This window comes from Bacteroides faecis MAJ27 (assembly GCF_900106755.1).
Classification (GTDB): domain Bacteria; phylum Bacteroidota; class Bacteroidia; order Bacteroidales; family Bacteroidaceae; genus Bacteroides; species Bacteroides faecis.
The window spans coordinates 128,775-150,240 of record NZ_FNNN01000010.1 but is presented as its reverse complement, the minus strand read 5'-3'; the positions used below and the strand labels follow the sequence as shown (position 1 = coordinate 150,240).

The following is a 21,466-nucleotide window of genomic DNA, read 5'->3' as shown; positions in this document are numbered from 1 at the left end:
TAACTAATACATTATATCTATGAATTACTTTAAATCAATCATGTTAACCGCATTTGCGCTGTTTGCATTGGCAGCGTGCGATACAGACGACTTGAGAGACGATGTTGACAATCTGAAAGACCGTGTAGCGTCTCTGGAAGCACAAGTCAGTCTATTGAACGATAACATGACAGCTATCAAGCGATTGCTTGAAGGTGGTCAGACTATTACAGAAGTGACAAATACAGACGGTACATATAAACTGAAACTGAGCAACGGAGAAACCATCTCACTGACACAAGGCTCAAAGGGAGAAGTGGCTTATCCTGAAATTACCGTCAATGACGAAGGCCAATGGGTAGTGAACGGTGAAGTGCTGATGCAGAACGGTACACCTGTTCAGGCTGTAGGAACTCCCGGTAAAGACGGTATAGCTCCCAAGTTCCGGATTACGGACGAAGGAAGCTTCTGGCAGGTGAGCTATGATAACGGAGCGAACTGGGAAGATGTACTCGATACAGACGGACAAAAGGTATCCGCTGTCAGCGATGGTTCCGGAGGAAGCAGTGCAGACTCTTTCTTTGAGGAAGTATATGTAGACTCAACCGGAGAATTCTTCGTGATCAAACTGAAAGGACAGACGGAAGCCATCTCTATACCTATCGTGAAAGACCTGTTGTGCGAAATCACCGAACCGGAAACCGGAATGAAGAACGGATACTGGGAAATCGGCTATGGCAAGACTGCTACTACGACTGTGAAAGTGAAAGGTGAAAACGTCATCGTTACTGCTCCCGCCGGCTGGGTGGCTACCGTAAGCGAAGCGGATGAAAGCACTAATGTAGCTACATTGAGCATCACAGCTCCGGCAAGTGCCGTTGCCAATACACGTGCAACAGCGGACAATGGAGCGGACGTAACCGTGCAAGTGAATAAGGGTGCCAGCTGGGCAGTTGCCAAGATTCAGGTGAAGGCTGTAGAGGTGGTTGACAGCTACTATGCCGTATACAATGCAGGAGGAAATATTACGATCAATGGTATTGAAGTAAACCAAACTAAATTCCCGGATGCAACTTATATTGAATCCAATCAGGCAGTGACCAAAGAAGGAATTTACTTTATCAAGGAAGGAGTCACAATAAATTATACAGGTACAGGCAGTGTCCAAAACCTGATCTTCATTGGCGACAACTCACAGAAAAGCAGCACAGTCAATGTTGATGTTCAAATCAAACTGGTACAGACTTCAGGTGAAGGACATTTCTTATGCAAGAACATCGCATTAGTAGGAACCAGTACCTTGAACAATCAGATATTCACATATAATACAGATAATAATCCGTTTAAATATGTAGCTTTTGACCAATGTCAGATAACTCCTTCCGCAGGGAAACACATCCTGTACTTGAGTTCCAACACCCGTAGCATAGAAAACTTCAGTATGGAAAATTCTACCTTCAAATCTGAATCAGCCAATCAGAAGTATATCATCAGCCTCGGAGCGAGCACTAGTCAGGACTACAAGAATATTGTATTCAAAAACAATGTATTCTATTGTCCTGAAGGAAAGGTCAATCAGTTTGGCCTATTTGTCGGAAGTAAAGCCGGTATAGCTAACTGTGTACTTGAAAACAACACATTTGTCAATTTGGAAACTGCAACAACGGGAATGGTATATGTAGATAAGCTGGCTGACATTTCTGTAAAGAACAATATCTTCTGGACAAATACAGCAGGAGCAAATGCCTGCATTATTTTCCGCCCTGTTACAACATCCCCTTCCGGAACGACTTGTGTAAACAACATTGTTTATAAGACAATGACATTCAACTGGCAGATGTTCTATGGAGGTAAAGCTCCATTTGAAAGCATGGAGCAACTTAATATACTAGAAGCCAATCCGTTCGACGGCGGCACCTTCGACCTCGCCAACGGTATTTTCGTTCCGAATGCAGAATATGCCGAATACGGTGCAACCAACTAATATTGACTAACGTATGAAAAAAGTAATATCAATCATATGTATCACCCTCCTCGTCGCACTTTACTCGTGCGACGAACGGGATGATCTACGCTCCGACATTGACGACCTGACAGAACGGGTGGCCAACCTGGAAGCGAGCATAGAACAGATGAACTCGGACATCAGCAACTATCAGCAGATGGTTGAAGGGAAAATTCTGGTGGTGGGGTACAGTAAAGATGAGCAGGACAACTATACCATCGAACTGAGCAACGGCGAAACCGTAACCATATACAGCGGCAAAGTAGACATGAACGACATGCCTTTGTTCAGCGTCAACGCATCAGGCCACTGGGCGTATACCATCAACGGCATGACCACCGAGCTGCTTGTAAACGACAAACCGGTAAGCGCCATCCCCGAAACAGGAACAGCAGGGGTAACTCCGAAGCTGAAAGTAGATGCAAACGGCTTCTGGCTGATTTCTGTCGATAACGGAAGCACCTGGAACAAACTGGGCAACAACCAGATCGCCGACGGAACGCAAGCCGTTGCCAACGCAAGCTCGCTGTTCAGCAATGTAACCATTGACGAAGCTACCGGACAGATCACCTTTACCATACGTGCCGACAACAGCCAGGTGAAGGTTCCTATCTACGGAAAAGACTTCTACCTGACCATCGAATACGAAGGTACAGCCACTTTCGGTCTGGGACAAAAGCAGGAATTCGTGGTAGAACAAGCCAACGTGGAAACAGCCACCATCGAAAACCAGACATGGGGCGTGAAACTGACAGAAAACAAACTGATTGTCACCGCACCTAAAACGAATGTACAAGGAAAAGTATACGAGGAACAGATTTACATCAAGATATTCTCGAAAGAAGGCTACTGCCGGGTAGTGAAGCTTCCGGTGAAACTGCTGACTACGGAAATAGATGCCAGCTCGGCTTTAGCCTGGCAACGCTTCAAACAGGGAGAAAACAATGTGCTGCTCGACTATTCGTATGCCGGATATAATCATGGAGAAAGTGCGCCGCAAGGCGCATTTTCTTTAGGATACCAAGTGATCAACGTAAAGGAACGCATGACTTCCAAAAACATGACTGCCCGCGAAGCGCTGATCAACATCCTGCAGGAGAATAACATGACGAAAGTGAACGGAACCAACAAGATGAATGCCAACGCGAAGATTGTGATCTACTTCCCCGCAGGAGACTACGTTCTTCACAACGACGACGACAATACGCGCGACGAAAGCAAGCAGAAAGATGCCGTAGACTCGAAAAACAACAATGTCAGCAACGGCATTGAAATCTATGGCGGTAACTTTGTAATCAAAGGTGACGGTCCCGACAAAACACGGCTGATTATGGAGACACCTCATCTGCCGACAAGCATCAGCAACCTCAGTTCATCGCCTGTTCTGCTGGCAATCAAGCACACGAACGGTCCGAACAACGCCGGCAACTCTCCCCAACTTGCTTCCGTCACCGAGAATGCACAACGCGGAGACTTCACCGTAAAAGTCAGCGGGACCACCGGGATTTCTTCCGGCCAGTGGGTGCAGTTACGTCTGCGCAGCGGAGACAGGGAGTTGGTGAAAAAAGAGATCGGCCCGATTGCCCTCAATGAGAACTGGGCGATAGCGAAAGCCCCTATCTCCATCAACCAGAACGCTGACGACCAGTACGGAGTCAAAATCACCGAGTTCCATCAAGTGAAATCCGCCGCAAACGGCAAGATCACTTTCTACGAACCGATCATGCACGATATCGACATCAAGTATAACGATACCGAAGGATGGGAAATCCGCACATACAAGTACCTGGAAAATGTCGGTGTAGAAGACCTCAGCTTTGTAGGAAATGCATTGGACGGCTACGCCCACCACGGAGAAGGCCATGCCGAACAAGCTAAGGTAGGCTGGCAATACGACGGAGCCTACAAACCGTTGCTCTTACAACGTGTAGTCAATTCATGGGTACGCAACGTCCACTTTGAGAGTGTCAGCGAAGCGCTTACGTTTGCCGAATCTGCCAACAGCTCGGCTTACAACATCCGCATCAGTGGAAAACGCGGACATTCAGCCGTACGCTCGCAAGGTTCCTCACGTGTCTTTATCGGTAAAGTCCGCGATGAAAGCGCAGGAAATGACGTATACGGCAAGAGTTGCCAAGGACAGTTCCACGGCTGCGGCGTATCGAAGCCAAGTGTAGGAACCGTATTATGGAACGTAACCTGGGGCAATGACGCCTGCTTCGAATCCCATGCCACACAGCCTCGTGCTACGCTGATAGACAACTGTCGGGGAGGCCTTGTGTACTACCGTGCGGGAGGTGATGAAAACGAAGCCCCCAATCATCTGAGCGACCTCACCCTGTGGAACCTGAACGTGACCGGAACGGACTCTCATGCCTCCAACTTCGAATGGTGGAGCGACAGCGACAAATGGTGGAAGATTTTCCCGCCTATCGTAGTCGGTGTACACGGTACGAAGGTACAATTCGCAGGTACGGACCGGCAACAGGTCACCTATGAAGAGAGTACCGGTGCAAAGGTATCCCCCGAATCTTTGTACGAGGCACAATTGCGTGAACGTCTGGGCTACGTGCCCGGATGGCTGAATGCACTTAAATAAAAAGCATCCCCACACACACGATTTTTCTAACCTTTCGTTAAAAACGTATATGAAAATCAGACTTTAATCAATTTAACACCCAAAAGAGAGGGGCCGTGAGGTTCCTCTCTTTTACTTTTCTGTATCTTTGCAGCAAAATAAAAGATATGCAAGATACATTACCTATTCATTTTGCTCCGCTGCAAGGTTACACCGAAGCATTTTACCGCAACGCACACGCTAAGTATTTCGGCGGCGTAGACACTTATTATACTCCGTTCGTACGACTGGAAAGAGGAGATCCCCGTCGCAGAGATGTCCGGGGAATCGAACCTGAGGAGAATAAGGTCCCCCACCTGATACCTCAGCTGATAGCCTCATCGGCAGAGAAAGCAGAAGTGATTTTATCCCTTTTCATCGAGAAAGGATACCGGGAAGCAGACATAAACTTAGGCTGTCCGTTCCCTCTTCTGGCGAGACGCCACAATGGCTCCGGCATCCTTCCTTATCCCGAAGAGGTGAAAGCATTGCTCAGCATTGTCACCCGATATCCGCAAATCAGCTTCTCCGTCAAAATGAGACTGGGATGGGAACAGCCGGACGAATGCCTGGCTCTGGCTCCTATATTGAACGACCTGCCTTTGCGCCAAATCACCATGCATCCCCGTCTGGGCAAACAAGGATACAAAGGAGAAGTAGACTTGGAAGGCTTCTCAGCTTTCCGGGAGGTCTGCCGGCTTCCGCTTGTCTACAATGGTGATATTCATCTTGTGAAAGACATCCAACGCATCAGCAAGCAATTCCCTTCACTGGCGGGAATCATGATAGGACGGGGACTGCTGGCAAATCCGGCCTTAGCTTTGGAATACAAAGAAAACCGTACGCTCGCGCCCGATGAAATAAGGAAAAGACTGAAATCCATGCACAGAGACGTGTTCGACGATTACGACATACTATTGACAGGAGGAAACGGACAGTTGCTGAACAAAATGAAAGCCTTTTGGGAATATATGGAACCCCTAGTCGACAGGAAGATATTAAAAGCAATCCACAAAAGCACAGGCATCAGCAAATATTATCAGGCTACCGAAGCCTTTTTTAATCAACGATAGGCTGACCGATTTTGAGTTAATGATTTGCTAACCGTTCTCATTAATGGAAAGTATTCTGAATAAAGCATCTATTCTTCAATATTTCACTGTACCTTTGAAAACTTGAAACCAAATGATACAAATATGGCGAAGATTAAAGTGCAGAATACGGAGATTACGGTCGTTGCATATAACGACAACGATTATATTTCACTAACTGATATGGCTCGCAGTCAGATGCAAGAGCATATCATTTTTCGATGGCTTAGTTTGAAAAGTACCCTTGAGTATATCGGGGAATGGGAAATGTTGTACAATCCAAGTTTTAATTGTACCGAATTCGGTACAATTAAAAATATGGCATGAACAGAACCCCGAACTGAAAGGCAACATTCGTGACTATGCCTCTATCAATGAACTGATTTGTCTTTCTAACATGGAGAACTTAAATGCCGTGTTTATTGACCAAGGTATTCCACAAGGTGAGCGACTCATAAAGTTAAACCAAATAGCTATTCAGCAAATGCGTATATTGGAGGATGATGGGAAGAGAAAATTGTTAAAGTAGAATTGACTTTCAGTCCAAATCATTTAGTGCCATTCCTCTCTTTTTTATTCGTTTATTCCATCGTTTTTATATAATTTTGCGCCCGTTTATTAACAAGCACATTATGAAAAAATACATTCTATTATCTCTCAGCTTGATTACACTATCAAGCAGTTTCGCACAATTGAAGGATTTTAAATTCAAATTCTACGGACAGATTCGTACGGACTTCTACTATAACAGCCGTGCCAACGAGGAAACGGTAGACGGGTTGTTCTACATGTACCCCAAAGATGAAATGCTCGACGGCAATGGCGAAGACCTGAACGCTACATCGAACAGCAACTTCTATACATTATACTCCCGTCTGGGGCTGGACGTGGCAGGACCGAAGCTGGGAACAGCCAAGACTTCCGCCAAAGTGGAAGTGGATTTCCGTGGTTCGGGAACCTCCTATTCTACCATACGCCTCCGTCATGCTTACTTTAATCTGGACTGGGGAAAGTCGGCTGTACTGGTAGGTCAGACGTGGCATCCGTTGTTCGGCGATGTTTCTCCTCAGATACTTAATCTTTCCGTAGGAGCACCGTTCCAGCCATTCAGCCGTGCACCGCAGATTCGTTATCGCTTCACAGATAAGAAGTTCCAGTTAACCGGAGCATTGGTATGGCAGTCTCAATATCTGTCGCAGGGACCTGCCGGAAAAAGTCAGGAATATATAAAGAAGAGCAATATTCCAGAGATTTATATCGGAGCTGATTATAAAAATGGAGGCTTACTGGCTGGTGTCGGCATTGAAATGATTTCATTGAAGCCACGTACACAATCCTCGTGGGAAGATCCTACGTATGATCCGGGCACCAATAGTACCATACTTACCACACGTATCTGCAAAGTAGACGAACGTATCACCACCTTGTCTTATGAGGCTCATGTAAAATACACGAATAAGAATTGGTTTATCGGAGCCAAAAGCGTACTAGGTTCCAACCTGACGCAAGCATCCGGCTTGGGAGGATTCGGAATCAAGCACATAGACAACAAGACAAAAGAGCAGGAATACACTCCGATACGCTTCTCCAGCTCCTGGCTGAATGTAGTTTACGGACAGAAATGGAAACCGGGAATCTTTGTAGGATACGCCAAAAACTTAGGTACAAGCGACGAATTAGTCTCCGACCAACTCTATGGAACAGGAACCAACCTTGACAAACTGATCACTGCCGGAGCTGAACTGACCTACAATGTTCCTCACTGGAAGTTCGGAGTTGAATATACATTAAGTTCGGCATGGTACGGAAAGCTGGACAAATCGGAGGGCAAGATCATAGATACTCATTCTGTTAGCAATAACCGTATCGTAGCAGTCGCTATGTTCATGTTCTAAGTTACAGTAAATCATTCAACTGAAACTATATATTCAATTCCCATATTGTCGAGGGTGTGTCAGAGTCCAGTTAGTATTGACACACCTTCTTTATAATTGTAATATACCCCTTTCTTTGAATCAATCCGAAAACCCAGTTATCAGTTTGTTTCTTTCTGTACGGAAATGAACTAAATTATAAATTGAGGATTAGGCACGGATTACACGGATTAACACGGTTGTTTTACGTAATCATAGCACTAAAACCGTGTTAATCCGTGTAATCCGTGCCTAAATATATTCTTTTCCGTACAGTATGGGGTTCAAACCAGGTTTTCGGACTACCCTCAGACGTTTAAAACTTTTAGTTTCATTGCTTGAAACTAAAGGTTTCAAGGCATGAAACTAAAAGTTTCGTCCCATGAAACCAATCGGAGAAGTACTCGATTAGGCTGACTTGACCACCCGATTGGATTGACTTGACCACATCAATTGTTGCAATTGACCTGTTCGTTCGAAAAGCATTACCTCATTTATCAGTCAATAATGGATGACCTCTCAGCTATTAACACCTGATTTCTCAATTATTAATAACTGACGTGTCAACTGTTAACAGCTGACACATCAGACATTAACATCCTATAAATCAATTAATAACATTAGAAAAACAATATATAATACGATATAGCGGAGTGAGAGCAACCACTTGCCCTCATACTTGCCACCACACTTGCTACCATATCTGTAACCACGATGGATAAAGCGATACAGGGAGAAAATGAGAGCATGGGAGCAAAACTCATGTTTAATTCACAGGAGGCTGAGTCCTAGCTAAGCCTAACCTGAGTTTCCTTTTCAACCACCGGAGAGATCTTACAAAGAAAGATACCCGATCTGTAGACTTCATTGTTGTTATTGCCTTGGATTCCTCCATCAGTCTTTTCAGCTCCATCCACATTTTCTCCTGTAGTTCTTTCTTTATTTCCTCTCTTATAGCCCATTCCTTCTCGAGCGTCATTACCGCCTCGCTTTCTGCTCTCACTTCATTTTGAAGCGTATCGAGCTGCTCACGCAATTCCTTGTTTTCCTGCTGCAACTGTTGCAACAATAGGTCATAGCTTCGCAACCTCTCTTTTAGCGAATTACGTTCCAGCATCAACTGAAGATTGACGGATTCTTTGGCAGTGAATGCCCCGTGTTTTATCCGACTATTCAGATCACATACCACAGAACGGAACTCACGCACAGCTTCTTCCGGTGTCATATTATGGGCGGCAGCCAGTTTTTCCAGCCGGTGCCCTTTTACGATGGAGCAGAAGATGGCACGCCTTCTATCATCAGCAATCAACAATGCCATCGCCTTTATCACTACCGGATACAGGTTGAAACATTCGCTCTGCAAACGAATGTAAAGTTCCGCTTCCTCGTATTGGAGCATCTCTTTCCGGATAGCTTCATCCTTGTTTCGGATAAGCATTTCAAGATTCTTTTTCTTTTGTGCCATCACCTCTTCTAAGTCCATATCGCTTTCGTTGTTTTGGTTGTCTTTCAGAAAAACAACTAGGCGTCCATGCACTCTCCCTAAAAAAAGATGTGGGGTTTGGGGTAAAAAAGAGAAAGGCATGGACGCTGTTGTCATCTCACTATCTGAGTAGAGGCGTTGGCTAACCCTTCAAGACTAGTGATAAACAACAGACATCCATGCCAATCCTATATATAGGAATGCTATATAACAATCGGCATGGAATATCTGTTGCATCACTTCCTCTTGAATTTAAGTAGCCAACTTTTCTACTCAGGGAAGTAATACGTATATTCCTATAAGTATTAAAACACCTTTCCCCTACATTCACGTCACGCTGACGGAGGAGAAAGGTGTATGCAAAGATATGTATTAATTCCGAAATCTCAACGAGAAGGCAGAAGTTCTTTTACCGGAAAGGAAGAAATTATTTCTCCAGTTCTACCTCATAGCTGGCTCCATCCTTACAGAGAAAGCGGAGCACCGTTTGTTTCTTATCCTTTGACAGCACTTTACAGAAAGGAGTTTCCACTACATTCCACATGCCTTTCAAAGTTACCGTCACAGGAATCTCACCGCTTTCATTACCAATCCACGGACGGGAATAGATACTGCGTTCGATACGTTTTCCGTCTTTATCGAAAGCCTCATCACTCGGCCCCCGATACAAAGCCAAATCCGGTTGAGCTATAGTCAATAAAACTTTATCAGCAGATTCCTTGCGAACCATTGCCAGACAGGAAGTATCCGTACGCTGCAACAATCCACCGGGAAGCACTGACCGGGGAGTTTCGAAAAGCACATAGGAAGTTATTCCGTCAGAGGGCGATTCTATGATATGCGCATTACGGTCTCGCTGCAATACACTGTAAGCGGGCTTCTTTGCAAAGGCAGTCATCGTCTTCCGGTCGGTTCCCGGCAGAATCGCATATTCGTAACTTCCCGCTTTCGGGGCTTTCCCATGATCGATAATCAATGATACCCAGTCTCCTTTCGTTTCTTTGCCCGTATCTTGCATCCGGGAATATTGAGGAAAGTTCTTCTCGAATCTTGCAGCAACCGGCACATAATACCCGGTACCCAGATGATCCATCCAGACTTTTCCCCCACCCGCTTCCTTCTTCCAATAGTCATGCGCCGCTTGATCTGTCACCGCCAGTTGGAAAATGGTGGTTTCCGTAGGATACTCCGTATGGGAGTTCTCGATATCCGATCCCAGACAAACAATCATTCCACCGATGAAATGGAAGGATTTTCGCGCACGATGCGTTCCGTTATACTTATCATGCTCGTGCAGTTTCATTCCGAAGTTGCCGTTCATCTTCTGTTGTGACAAACCGCCGGCAAATGCTTCATCCGAATAAAGCATCTCTTCCATTCCGGAGAAAGTGTCTACATTCAGAACGTTGGCCTTGAGCAGATCCAGCGGCAGATGGATGGAAGTCACTCCCGGAATACGGTTCCAGTCGAAACCTTCCTGCTGCCATCCGCTGGTGGCGGGAGTCACTGTTTGTCCCGGAGGAGCTGTCAGAATCTGGAGGCTTCCGTGTGCCAGATAGCGTCCATAGAGATTATGTCCCAGATAATGTTCGGCTGCCCAAAGATACCGCGAATGTCCGCGTGCCACAGCCGACCAGTTTCCGCGCCGTTGTACGGACACACAGCCATAGCCCAGCGACAGGTTCCCTTGCGGGTCGGGTTCTGCACGAAAGCCATTTCTGACCAATCGTTCGGCAATCCTGCGTTCCTGTGCGTTCGATACTTTCGGCATATACTCCGGTTCCTGCTCCGCAACCGAAGAATCGGAAGACACGAGGCGCAGGTAGGCAGATGCCATCTCTTTATCAAAATCGTCCTTTCCATCGGGAGTTCCGGCTACTGCCATCAAGGCATAGTGCATAGGAACCAGCTTTCCCTTCCCGTCGGGATGACGGCCTGACATGGATAAGGGGAAATTCAGTTTATTACAATAGAAACGCATGGCAAGCAGGACGTTCTTTACCGTCCGATGTGCCAATTCGGAGACAGCAAGGCTTGTCCGGCTGAAAAGATAAATCATATTGGTCGCCCCGTCCAGTCCGCCAACAGCATAAGCGGGATAGTTATTGCGGTGATGAAAAGCTCCTCCGTCTGCTTTGAAGGAACCGGAAAGCCCCGGTGCGGGACGACAGCCGTAGTCAATCCATCGGGAGAAGGATTTCAGATATTGCAGTTTCTCGGGGGTGTCTTCCATCATCAGAATGCTCGCAATGCGACCGGTCGTTTGTGTATTGAAGGAGTCCATGTCGATGCCGTTACCTTCCGGCTTGGGATATACCTCATTGGTGATAGCATACCAGCGCAACGTCCGTTCCGCTTCAAGCAGCTTTCCTTCGTCACGCAGTACATCTTTCATCAGGAAGTAAGCCGGATAAAGTCCGCGCACGCTATATCCGTAATGGTGGATATTGCCCCAGCAACTGCCGTAAGCCACTCCCTGATCGGTGATATGGTCATACATCGCCATAAATTTCCGCTTCATTTCCTCACGGGTCGGAGAATCCGCCTCACTGTTATGGTAAGCTACCGCAATCCGTTTCATCAAATCAAAATAAGCACGCATCTCGATTCCCATCTTGGTCAGCATATCTTTGTCCCAGTCCGGAATCATCCGCTCGTAGGCTTCGGACGCACGCACCATGAAAACGGGCACTCCGGTAACTTGCCCGTCCTTATAGGTAATCCGGTAGAGATCATATTTCTTACGGATGGCTTCCACTTCCTTCTCCGTAATCTTCCCTTTGGTATAGATCATATCACGGAAACGCCGTTCCAGCAGACGCATTTCCTGCCGTTGGCTGTCGCTTACGGGCGTCAGTTCGATGTCCGGTTTCAGCAGGGAGTGTTTGTAAAGCACCAGCCAGTGATTGGTGGTGCCGGCATTGACAAACGGCACTTGCAGGTCCGCCGTCTGCTGGCGGGCATCTACCTTTGTCGCAGTGATCAGATGATCGATGAAAAGGCGCCCTTTTGCATTGGGAGCCACGATACGGAGCCCGTTCATTCCCTCTTCCGGCGTCCCTTGCATATCGCGTTCATAGCAGACCCATGCCGCACGCCATCCTTTGAAATTGATGCCGAAAGGAAAAGAGGTACACTTTCTGCCGTCTTTCAGAAACTCAAACTCGATAGCAGCATCCTGAGGCTGTTCATTGTATATCCATACGATGAAAGCGGAAAGATACAGGTCCTTCCCTGTCGGGTCTTTCTTTTCGAACTTCAGGTCTTTCCTGAGTTCCAATACGCCGTTCGGTTCAAAGGTCCATTCCAGCGAATATTTTCCGTCTTTATAATGTGCACCGGATCTGTTCAACTGCGACCGCACACCTGTCACACAGGCAGGCAGCTGCGGCTCTTCAAAAGAGAACATCCGCTCGTCCGTAACTATCTGCGCATGGAGGAATGCCGGACTGAGAAAAGACAATATCAACAAAGTCACTGACTGGGTAAGGAATTGCTTCATCATTCAGGGTATTAGTTTAAAGATCGTTTATTTCCGGGTACAAAGAAACCCCTCTTTCCGGAAAAAGAGGGGTTCAAATCGTACAAAATACCTCAAATTATGTATTCAGGAAAAAAAAGATACCCTGTCTTCTCCTAAGGATGCAATTCTTTAAAGGCAGCATTTTCTTCCTGCACATGCTGAATCGTTTGTTTCAGTTCTGCAATCGGCAGGTCGTATCCGTACCAGCCCGTATAGCAGTCCACCACATACCACTTTCCATCCGGCAGCAACTCGAACTCAACACGCAAATCAACCTCCGATTCCTCGTATCCTGCCTCAAACACTTTATGTGCCGGCTCGTTCAATGTAAACTTGGATACATAAACACCGCCCTCTTCTTGTGTGATACGTTCTTCCCTCAAGGTCTCACTATCCAGCAGCGGCCACTTCTCCTTAGTAAAAGGGAATGTCTTCTCCGTCTCCCCGTCATCCGCCAGCAAAGTGACCGGAGTCTTCAACGGAAACTTGACACGAGTGTACTGGAACGCTGCACTGGAAGTAAACTTTTCCAGAAACGACTTGAAATCCTCTCCTGCCTGTGCCGCTTCTCTTTCCGCTTTCGCCCTGGAGCTATTGCCACAGGAAATAAATGAAATACCTGCCAGCAACGACATGACCAACAAACAGCATGCAAACTTTTTAGCTCTCATAACACGATATAAATTAAGAGTTTAAAATGACGCTGCAAAGATAATGACAAGTTCAATATCTTGATACGAAACAGAAAGAAAAAAGCGGCTGATGAAACCGACGGTGGTTTCTTCACAGTTAAACATCTATAAATAATAGATGTACCACATATAACGGCCTCAATATTACGATACCTTTACAACCATATTAACTTTAAATAAAAACACACCTATGAAACACCCCCACAGCTTTCTTATGGTAAGCTTATTGCTGTTGTGCTGCACACAGACAATCACCTTCGCCCAATCCACCGCGTCACTAACAATCCCCGAATCACTGAGAGGTTACTGGCAATTTAAAACAGACAATGTATCCGACTGGAATGGTCCGCTTATCGGAGAGAACTTCGTAGAAAATTTCTACACCGTTTTTTATGTCGAACAAATGGAGCAGGAAGCCGACGGAAGTTACTTCTTCCATTTACGCAATCAAAAGGGAGACACGACGGAGTTCCGGATCACTCCCGTATTCAATGACACCGCCATCCTCTGGTACAAAGGCTGGAAAGAACCGAGGAACTGCATCCGCAAGCAAGTCCCCGACCATACGGAACTGCTTACTCCGACCACATTGCCCGACATCCTTTATCGGAAATGGGTGAAAGGACTCACCGGAAAAGTAATCTACGAATTCACCCGGGACGGCAAAATGCTCTATGACGGGAAAACATGGGATATCCTATCCGCCGGATATTTCCTCAATAAAGAATATCGCCTGCTCGCCAAAAGCGGAGAACTCTACAAGCTGGTTTATCTCAGTTTCCCCCTTACAGGTACACTGAAAGTAGCATCCGAGCTACAAAACGAAACAGTAACCCCTATGGCTTCCCACCCCGAAGTATACCCCATCACGGGATGTTGGATCAATAAAGCGACCGGCGACTGGACCATTGGCTTCTTCGAACACTTCGCTGTCTACCAATGTCAATTCTGGGATTACGAGTCGATACGTACTCAAAAAAACAAGACTACCGTCTCCCTGAAAAACGGTACAGAACGATTGACTGTAAAACTGGAACGGGAAGAAGGCAAAGATTCCTGCTCTCTGGCTATCGGAAAAGGAAAATCACAACCTTATTTTCTCTGCAACCATTATTGCATACCCGATTATCCATCTCCCGATCATACACCCTACATCGACAACGGATATCACACGGATAGTGTAACCCTCGTCGGATATCTGCGTAACCTACCTTCCGACAGACCTTTCGAAGTGACGGTGCCCGATATGGTCACTCAAAACGAAGAGAAATATTACACTGATATCGATTCTCTGGGACGATTCATCATCCGCTTTCCCGTATTGAACACCCACAATGTATTTATCGACTGGGGACGTACTACTATCTGTTCGACAGTAGAACCGGGCGAAACTTATTTCCTGTATGTAGACTATAACGAAAGAAAAAGATTCTTTATGGGCGACAAGGCGCGCGCGCTCAACGAGCTGGTGAGTTATGAAGAACTCAGAGAATATATCGATTACGACGAAGGAAAGGAAATGAGCAATTTAGATTATTTGCACAAAACACAGGAAATTACCCGACACAAATCGGAATACCGGGAAAAGATACTTCGGGAACATCCGTTACTCTCCAACAAATACCGTTACTACACAGAGAATCAAATCCGCTATGGCGCAGCATACGGTTTGATGCAACGCCGTTTCTCAGTCGATCGTAATAAACAAGAGCAACTGGAAAAAGGATTTATGGCTTACGTAGACTCCGCCTTTTATCCAAATCCCGTACAGCCGTATACGCTTCTCAGAGACTATTCTTCTTTTATGAGAGACTATACCGGATATATCGACGATATCCTGCCGCCATCCAATCCGAACGTAAATCTGACACCACAGGAATTGGAAAGAATTTATTCTGAATTTGATGCCAAAGGAAAGATTAAATTAACTCAGGAAGAGAAAAATGCACTACGCAATTTCTGTGTATATCAGGATAAGGTTAATGAACTGCAAGCATCCAAGGCAGACTCGCTGGAAGTAATAGCTTACACTGAAAAACTAAAACCAATCATAGAAACAGTGCAGCAACTGGTAAACAAAGATAACCTGCTCACCAATTATGTACAAGAGCAGCTGGCTAAAAATTCCGCCAATCGTAAATTGTCAATCATCGACTCCCTGCAAATGGATACAAACTTAAGAGAGATACTCAAGACCCAATACTATTATGAAATGTTGCAAAACAGGCACAATGAGTTGCCACATACACTTATCGAGCAATATAAGAAGGAAGTTTCCAATCCTTCCCTGCAAGTCTACATACTATCTCAGCAACAGAAATATGAGAAATTATCGAATAAGACGATTGAACATCCTGAAAGCCTGATGCCCAACGAACCTCTGGCGGAAATCACCGATGGAGAACAACTGTTCCGTAAAATCATCGAACCTTATAAGGGGAAAGTGATTTATCTCGACGTATGGGGCACTTGGTGCGGTCCCTGCAAAAACATGATGCAATATGCAAAAGCGAGTAAAAAACTATTTGCCGGAAAAGACGTCATATTCTTGTATCTATGCAATCATTCTTCGGATAAATCATGGAAAAACATCATCAAAGAATATGGTCTGGCAAGCAAAAGTGCGGTCCACTACAATTTGCCCGACCAACAACAAGATGCCATTGAAAAATATCTTGACGTCCACTCTTTCCCAACCTATATGCTGATAGACAAGGAAGGAAACATTGTGAACCGGAAAGCTCCCAGACCTTATATGTCCGATGATCTTCTTAATGCAGTCTATAAGTTATTAGAGAAATAAACTATTCACTTCTTCCGCAAATACTCGTATCCGAAACGGCAATATAAACATTTCCGTTTATCACAATACTCCTTGCGGAGCTGTATCAATGCCTGGCTATCTGCCGCCGAACCGACCGGTAGCCCGGCATCCCTCCACGACCGGATGATATGATTGTCCTCCGCTTTTAGTTCTTCCAGAAAACGTCCGGCACGGTCACACATACGGTCGTCGGATCTATGCAAGCCATACGTATATAAGAAAGGAACAACGGTATTAATCACAATCAGGTTCTGCGACTTCTCTCCCATCTGTTTCTCTCTTTGCGGAGAAGTCCGCCCGAATATATAATGATGATCCCAATAGGCAGAAGCATGCGTGGACAGTAACTGGCGCACTTCCGGCAAAGTCTCCGCCTCCATTATCTGCGAAAAGAGTTTGTCTACTTTCTGATACAGATAAGCCAACTGAGCCAGCCGGATATGAGGAAAGTTTTCCGGACGAAGCCTCAGAAAACGCCATAAACCGGCATCCATTACCTGCGTCATCTCAAACTTACGTTGCAGATAGCGAAACTCCTTACGGAGCCGGAGGCTATATTCGTCCTCCTGCTCCTTCTTCAAAAACGCCTCCTCCAGCAAACCGGCCTGTCCGAAGAAAAAAGCTTCTATCTGAAACAGATCATTCCGATGCTTGTCTATCGCCCGGAACGGAAGCAGTCCTGCCCACGTCTCAAAAGCATCGCCATTCAGCCCGAAACCGAAATTATGGGCAAGAGTGATAAAGAAAGCATCTTCCCAATGATGATTGCACCGTTCCAGCCGGTCGGTAATCTGCTTCGCCTTTTGTTCCAGACGTTCGGTTTGGAGCGCTGTCAGCCAGGAATGAATTGTTAATTTGGATAAGAACCCTATGATGGAATAGCAGGCAGGATATTGATCGGCCCTGCAAAGTTCGTGATAATGGGTTTGTATATTCTCGGGACAAGTCAAGCGCAGCTGGGGAATTGTCTCTCCGTCGGAACGGGTTACTTCGGTATCCGCTTCTTCCACGACGTGCAGAATCACCGAATCGTATGCCTTGTCATTGTTGTGTCCGTGACGGTACCAGTCTGAAGAGTGAGTATGTATTTCTATGTTTCCCACCCACAATGTGCCGTCGATCTTCAGCTTTGCATTAAAAAAGTCGGGACCGGCATCGGAGTTTTGCAGTCCGGAATCGATTACTTCTACCCGTAAGCCTTCAGTGGTTTGCAGTATTTGGAGAGGGAATAATTTATGTTTCCACACATAGTGGAGAAGGTGTTCCATGTTAACAGAAAGTTAATGTGCACTGCAAATGTAATAAAAATCTTATCTTTGCGACTATTATTTTGAATATAAGTCAGAAAACAATGAAAATAGCGTTGATCGGTTATGGAAAAATGGGCAAGGAACTTGAAAAGGCAGCCCTTAGTCGCGGACACGAAATAGTCTGCATTATTGATGTAGATAATCAGGAAGATTTTGAGTCGGAAGCATTCAAGTCCGCCGATGTAGCCATTGAATTTACCAATCCGATGGTAGCCTACAACAATTATATGAAAGCTTTCAAAGCCGGAGTCAAGTTAGTATCGGGCAGCACAGGATGGATGGCAGAGCATGGCGAAGAAATCAAGAAACTGTGTACCGAAGGCGGAAAGACTCTTTTCTGGTCGTCCAACTTCAGTCTGGGAGTCGCTATTTTCTCAGCTGTCAACAAGCATCTGGCAAAGATAATGAATCAATTTCCCGCTTATGACGTCACTATGAGCGAGACTCATCATATCCATAAGATGGATGCGCCCAGCGGAACCGCCATCACGCTGGCAGAAGGAATACTGGAGAATATGAACCGCAAAGACAAATGGGTAAAAGGAACGCTCCTTGCACCGGACGGCACTGTCAGCGGCACTGACGCCTGCGCTTCCAACGAGCTTCCTATCGACTCGATCCGTGAAGGGGAGGTTTTCGGTATTCATACCATCCGTTACGAATCTGACGTAGACAGTATCTCAATCACGCACGATGCCAAAAATCGCGGCGGCTTTGTACTGGGAGCCATACTGGCTGCCGAATACACCGCCCAGCATGAGGGATATCTGGGTATGAGTGATTTATTCCCATTCTTAAACGAATAAGGCTTCAAAGCCACTATCAAACGAATTTTAGATTATGAGACAAGCCACACGCACACAATGGATCAAATGCACCATTGCTATTCTCCTTTATCTCGCCTTCCTCATCTGGGTACGCAGCTGGTGGGGGCTGATTGTCGTTCCTTTTATCTTCGATATCTATATCACCAAGAAAATACCCTGGTCATTCTGGAAGAAATCGAAGAATCCTACCGTCCGTAGCATCATGAGCTGGGTAGATGCCATTGTTTTCGCTTTGGTTGCTGTCTACTTTGTCAATATCTACATTTTCCAGAATTATCAGATTCCTTCTTCCTCACTGGAAAAGTCATTGCTGGTAGGCGACTTTCTATACGTCAGCAAGATGAGTTACGGACCACGCGTGCCCAATACGCCGCTATCTATGCCGCTGGCTCAGCATACGTTGCCTGTTTTAAATACCAAATCATACATCGAATGGCCTCAGTGGAAATATAAAAGAGTTCCCGGATTCGGAAAAGTGAAACTGAACGATATCGTCGTTTTCAACTTTCCTGCCGGTGACACAGTAGCACTCAACGATCAGCAGAGAGATTTCTACTCGATAGCTTATGGTGAAGGTCAGCGCCTGTACCCCAAGCAGATAGAGATGGACAGCCTGACACGCGAGCAACAACGCGCTGTTTATGACTTGTATTATAATGCCGGTCGCCAACAGATTCTGTCGAATCCACGCAATTACGGCAAGGTGGTTTACCGTCCGGTAGACCGTCGTGAGAATTATGTAAAACGCTGCGTCGGCCTGCCCGGTGATACACTCCAGATTGTAGACGGTCAGGTGATGATTGACAGCAAGGCCATTGAGAATCCGGAGAACCTGCAATTCAACTACTTTGTACAGACCACAGGCCCGTATATCCCGGAAGATATGTTCCGCGAATTAGGAATCAGCAAAGACGACCAGGCATTGTATGATGACCCCACATGGGAAGAAACCTTTGCGCAGATCGGACTAAACAATCATAACGCACAGGGCAAGATGGCTCCTATCTATCATCTGCCGCTGACGAAGAAAATGTACGATACGCTGTCCGGCAATAAAAAGCTGATCAGCAAGATCGTGATGGAACCGGAAGAGTATGCCGGACAAATGTACCCGCTGAACTTATACACCAAGTGGAACCGCAACAACTACGGTCCGATCTGGATACCTGCCAAAGGTGCTACCATTACTCTGACCGAGGACAATCTGCCTATCTATGAGCGCTGTATTGTGGCCTACGAAGGTAACAAACTGGAGATCAAGCCGGACGGAATCTACATCAACGGCGAGAAAACCGACCAATATACCTTCAAGATGGACTACTACTGGATGATGGGTGACAACCGCCACAATTCGGCAGACTCCCGTTACTGGGGATTTGTTCCCGAAGATCACGTAGTGGGTAAACCGATCGTTGTATGGCTATCACTTGACAAAGACCGCGGATGGTTTGACGGAAAGATCCGTTGGAACCGCATCTTCAAGTGGGTAGACTGATAAGATACGAACATCATAGTGCGATAAGGTGATAAAAGTTGATGAACATTCGTAAATTCAAATGGATACTAGCATTCGTCGGAGCAATAGTCATTGTGCTTCTGCTCCGGGGATTTGCTTTTACATCCTGCCTTATCCCTTCCACCGGCATGGAGAACTCTCTCTTTCAGGGTGAACGTATTCTGGTAAACAAATGGAGTTACGGTCTGCGCCTCCCGCTGATGTCGGCATTTTCCTATCATCGCTGGCGCGAACGCCCCGTACAGAAGCGGGACATCGTAGTATTCAACAATCCTGCCGGCATTCAGCAACCTACGATTGACCGACGGGAAATCTATATCAGCCGTTGCATCGGTACTCCGGGCGATACGTTACTTGTCGATTCTCTCTTTTCCGTCTCTTCTCCCGAAGCGCAGTTCAACCCCGATAAAAAGAGACTTTATACCTACCCTGCCTCCAAAGAGAATCTGATCACATCCCTTATCCGGACGCTCTCCATCACCAACGACGGACTGATGGGAAGCGATGACAGTACTCATGTCCGCAGTTTCAGCCGATATGAATATTATCTGCTGGAACAGGCCATCGGCGACCGGAACTGGATTCGGCCTCTAACGGAAAAACAAGACAAGGAACTGAAACCGCTTATCGTCCCCAGCAAAGGGAAAGCACTACGAGTATATCCGTGGAATATCACGCTACTGCGAAATACCCTCGTGATGCACGAAGGCAAACAGGCGGAAATAAAGAATGATACGCTTTATATCGACGGAAAACCTACACAGCATTGTTTCTTCACCAAAGATTACTACTGGATGGCTTCCAACAACAGCGTCAACCTGTCCGACTCGCGTCTGTTCGGATTCGTTCCGCAAGATCATATGATCGGGAAAGCGTCGCTGATCTGGTTCTCCAAGGAAAAAGGAACGGGAATACTGGACGGGTACCGCTGGAACCGCTTCTTTCAATCGGTGAAATAATCCATATACATAGTTTTCAACATAACATCTACACATCAAATAATGAGAATAGCTTATTTATCATCCGCCTACCTCGCTCCAGTAGAATATTACACCAAATTGCTGGAATATGATAAAATATACATCGAACAGCACGACCACTACATCAAGCAAACTTACCGCAACCGTTGTACGATTGCCGGTCCCGACGGTGAATTGGCACTCTCCATCCCGACTGTCAAACCTGATACATTGAAATGTCCGATGAAAGATATACGCATCTCCGATCACGGCAACTGGCGCCATCTGCACTGGAACGCCATTGAATCAGCGTATAACAACACTCCTTTCTTCGAATATTATAAAGATGATTTCCGCCCCTTTTACGAAAAGAAATACGAGTTTTTGATCGATTTCAACGAAGAAATATGCCGTTTGGTTTGTCAGTTGATAGACATTCAGCCCAATATAGAACGGACTTCAGCATATAAAATGGAATTCAGTGCGGAAGAGACTGATTTCCGTGAAAGCATTCATCCCAAGAAAGACTTCCGCACAACTGATCCGGAATTTAGCCCGCAACCATATTACCAGGTCTTCGAATCCAAACTCGGTTTTCTTCCCAATCTGAGTATTATCGACCTGCTTTTCAATATGGGACCGGAAAGTCTGCTGGTATTAAAGAAACCGACCCGCCTATAATAGATAGGCAGGTCTTCTTCGGGAAGTAGCAACAAAGTATAATAAA

The 21,466-nt window shown here is 46.0% G+C and carries 13 protein-coding genes and 1 pseudogene; 10 read left to right on the top strand and 4 right to left on the bottom strand.

The window, feature by feature from the left end; genetic code table 11:
* Positions 1 to 19: 19 nt before the first annotated feature.
* From BLW31_RS10765 to BLW31_RS10745, 5 genes and pseudogenes are all read left to right on the top strand, one after another.
* Complete coding sequence (locus BLW31_RS10765; protein WP_022301623.1) at positions 20 to 1,963, top strand: PL29 family lyase N-terminal domain-containing protein; 1,944 nt, start codon at positions 20 to 22, stop codon at positions 1,961 to 1,963.
* A gap of 13 nt (positions 1,964 to 1,976) precedes the next feature.
* Positions 1,977 to 4,583, top strand: coding sequence for a BT3328 family hyaluronic acid endo-lyase (locus BLW31_RS10760; protein ID WP_010536061.1), 2,607 nt, complete (start codon positions 1,977 to 1,979; stop codon positions 4,581 to 4,583).
* 146 nt (positions 4,584 to 4,729) lie between these two features.
* Positions 4,730 to 5,674, top strand: coding sequence for a tRNA-dihydrouridine synthase family protein (locus BLW31_RS10755; RefSeq protein ID WP_010536060.1), 945 nt, complete (start codon positions 4,730 to 4,732; stop codon positions 5,672 to 5,674).
* Positions 5,675 to 5,797: 123 nt separating this feature from the next.
* Positions 5,798 to 6,221 (top strand): annotated as a pseudogene (locus tag BLW31_RS10750) (KilA-N domain-containing protein).
* Positions 6,222 to 6,324: 103 nt separating this feature from the next.
* A complete protein-coding gene (locus BLW31_RS10745) occupies positions 6,325 to 7,587 on the top strand; it encodes a DcaP family trimeric outer membrane transporter (protein WP_029425187.1) in 1,263 nt (420 codons plus the stop codon).
* 784 nt (positions 7,588 to 8,371) lie between these two features.
* On the opposite strand, the gene BLW31_RS10740 is transcribed toward BLW31_RS10745, so the two are convergent.
* The 3 genes from BLW31_RS10740 to BLW31_RS10730 form a co-directional block, all read right to left on the bottom strand.
* The gene (locus BLW31_RS10740) at positions 8,372 to 9,088 is read right to left on the bottom strand and encodes a hypothetical protein (RefSeq protein WP_010536058.1); all 717 of its coding nucleotides are present in this window, start codon (positions 9,086 to 9,088) and stop codon (positions 8,372 to 8,374) included.
* A 427-nt stretch (positions 9,089 to 9,515) separates the two neighbouring features.
* Positions 9,516 to 12,593 (bottom strand): chondroitinase family polysaccharide lyase, encoded by a 3,078-nt coding sequence (locus BLW31_RS10735; protein WP_010536057.1) that lies wholly within the window; start codon positions 12,591 to 12,593, stop codon positions 9,516 to 9,518.
* A 131-nt stretch (positions 12,594 to 12,724) separates the two neighbouring features.
* Entirely contained in the window at positions 12,725 to 13,282 is a 558-nt protein-coding gene (locus BLW31_RS10730) for a hypothetical protein (RefSeq protein WP_029425185.1), read from the bottom strand.
* Between the two features lie 211 nt (positions 13,283 to 13,493).
* Between BLW31_RS10730 and BLW31_RS10725 the strand changes: the two genes are divergently transcribed.
* Positions 13,494 to 16,106 carry a TlpA family protein disulfide reductase gene (locus BLW31_RS10725; RefSeq protein WP_029425183.1) on the top strand — a complete coding sequence of 871 codons (2,613 nt, stop codon included), beginning with the start codon at positions 13,494 to 13,496 and terminating at the stop codon, positions 16,104 to 16,106.
* Between the two features lie 5 nt (positions 16,107 to 16,111).
* Here BLW31_RS10725 and BLW31_RS10720 read toward each other — a convergent pair whose 3' ends face one another.
* Positions 16,112 to 17,395 carry a DUF2851 family protein gene (locus tag BLW31_RS10720; RefSeq protein ID WP_010536054.1) on the bottom strand — a complete coding sequence of 428 codons (1,284 nt, stop codon included), beginning with the start codon at positions 17,393 to 17,395 and terminating at the stop codon, positions 16,112 to 16,114.
* An 83-nt stretch (positions 17,396 to 17,478) separates the two neighbouring features.
* On the opposite strand from BLW31_RS10720, the gene dapB reads away from it, so the two are divergent.
* Genes dapB through BLW31_RS10700 form a run of 4 tightly spaced genes read left to right on the top strand, consistent with a single transcriptional unit; the run spans position 17,479 to position 21,420 of the window.
* Positions 17,479 to 18,243 (top strand): 4-hydroxy-tetrahydrodipicolinate reductase, encoded by a 765-nt coding sequence (gene dapB, locus BLW31_RS10715; RefSeq protein WP_010536053.1) that lies wholly within the window; start codon positions 17,479 to 17,481, stop codon positions 18,241 to 18,243.
* Positions 18,244 to 18,277: 34 nt separating this feature from the next.
* The gene (gene lepB / locus BLW31_RS10710) at positions 18,278 to 19,759 is read left to right on the top strand and encodes a signal peptidase I (protein ID WP_010536052.1); all 1,482 of its coding nucleotides are present in this window, start codon (positions 18,278 to 18,280) and stop codon (positions 19,757 to 19,759) included.
* A 41-nt stretch (positions 19,760 to 19,800) separates the two neighbouring features.
* Positions 19,801 to 20,739, top strand: coding sequence for a signal peptidase I (gene lepB / locus BLW31_RS10705; RefSeq protein WP_010536051.1), 939 nt, complete (start codon positions 19,801 to 19,803; stop codon positions 20,737 to 20,739).
* Positions 20,740 to 20,781: 42 nt separating this feature from the next.
* Positions 20,782 to 21,420: a WbqC family protein gene (locus BLW31_RS10700; protein ID WP_010536050.1), complete on the top strand. Its 639-nt coding sequence runs from the start codon at positions 20,782 to 20,784 to the stop codon at positions 21,418 to 21,420.
* Positions 21,421 to 21,466: the final 46 nt, after the last annotated feature.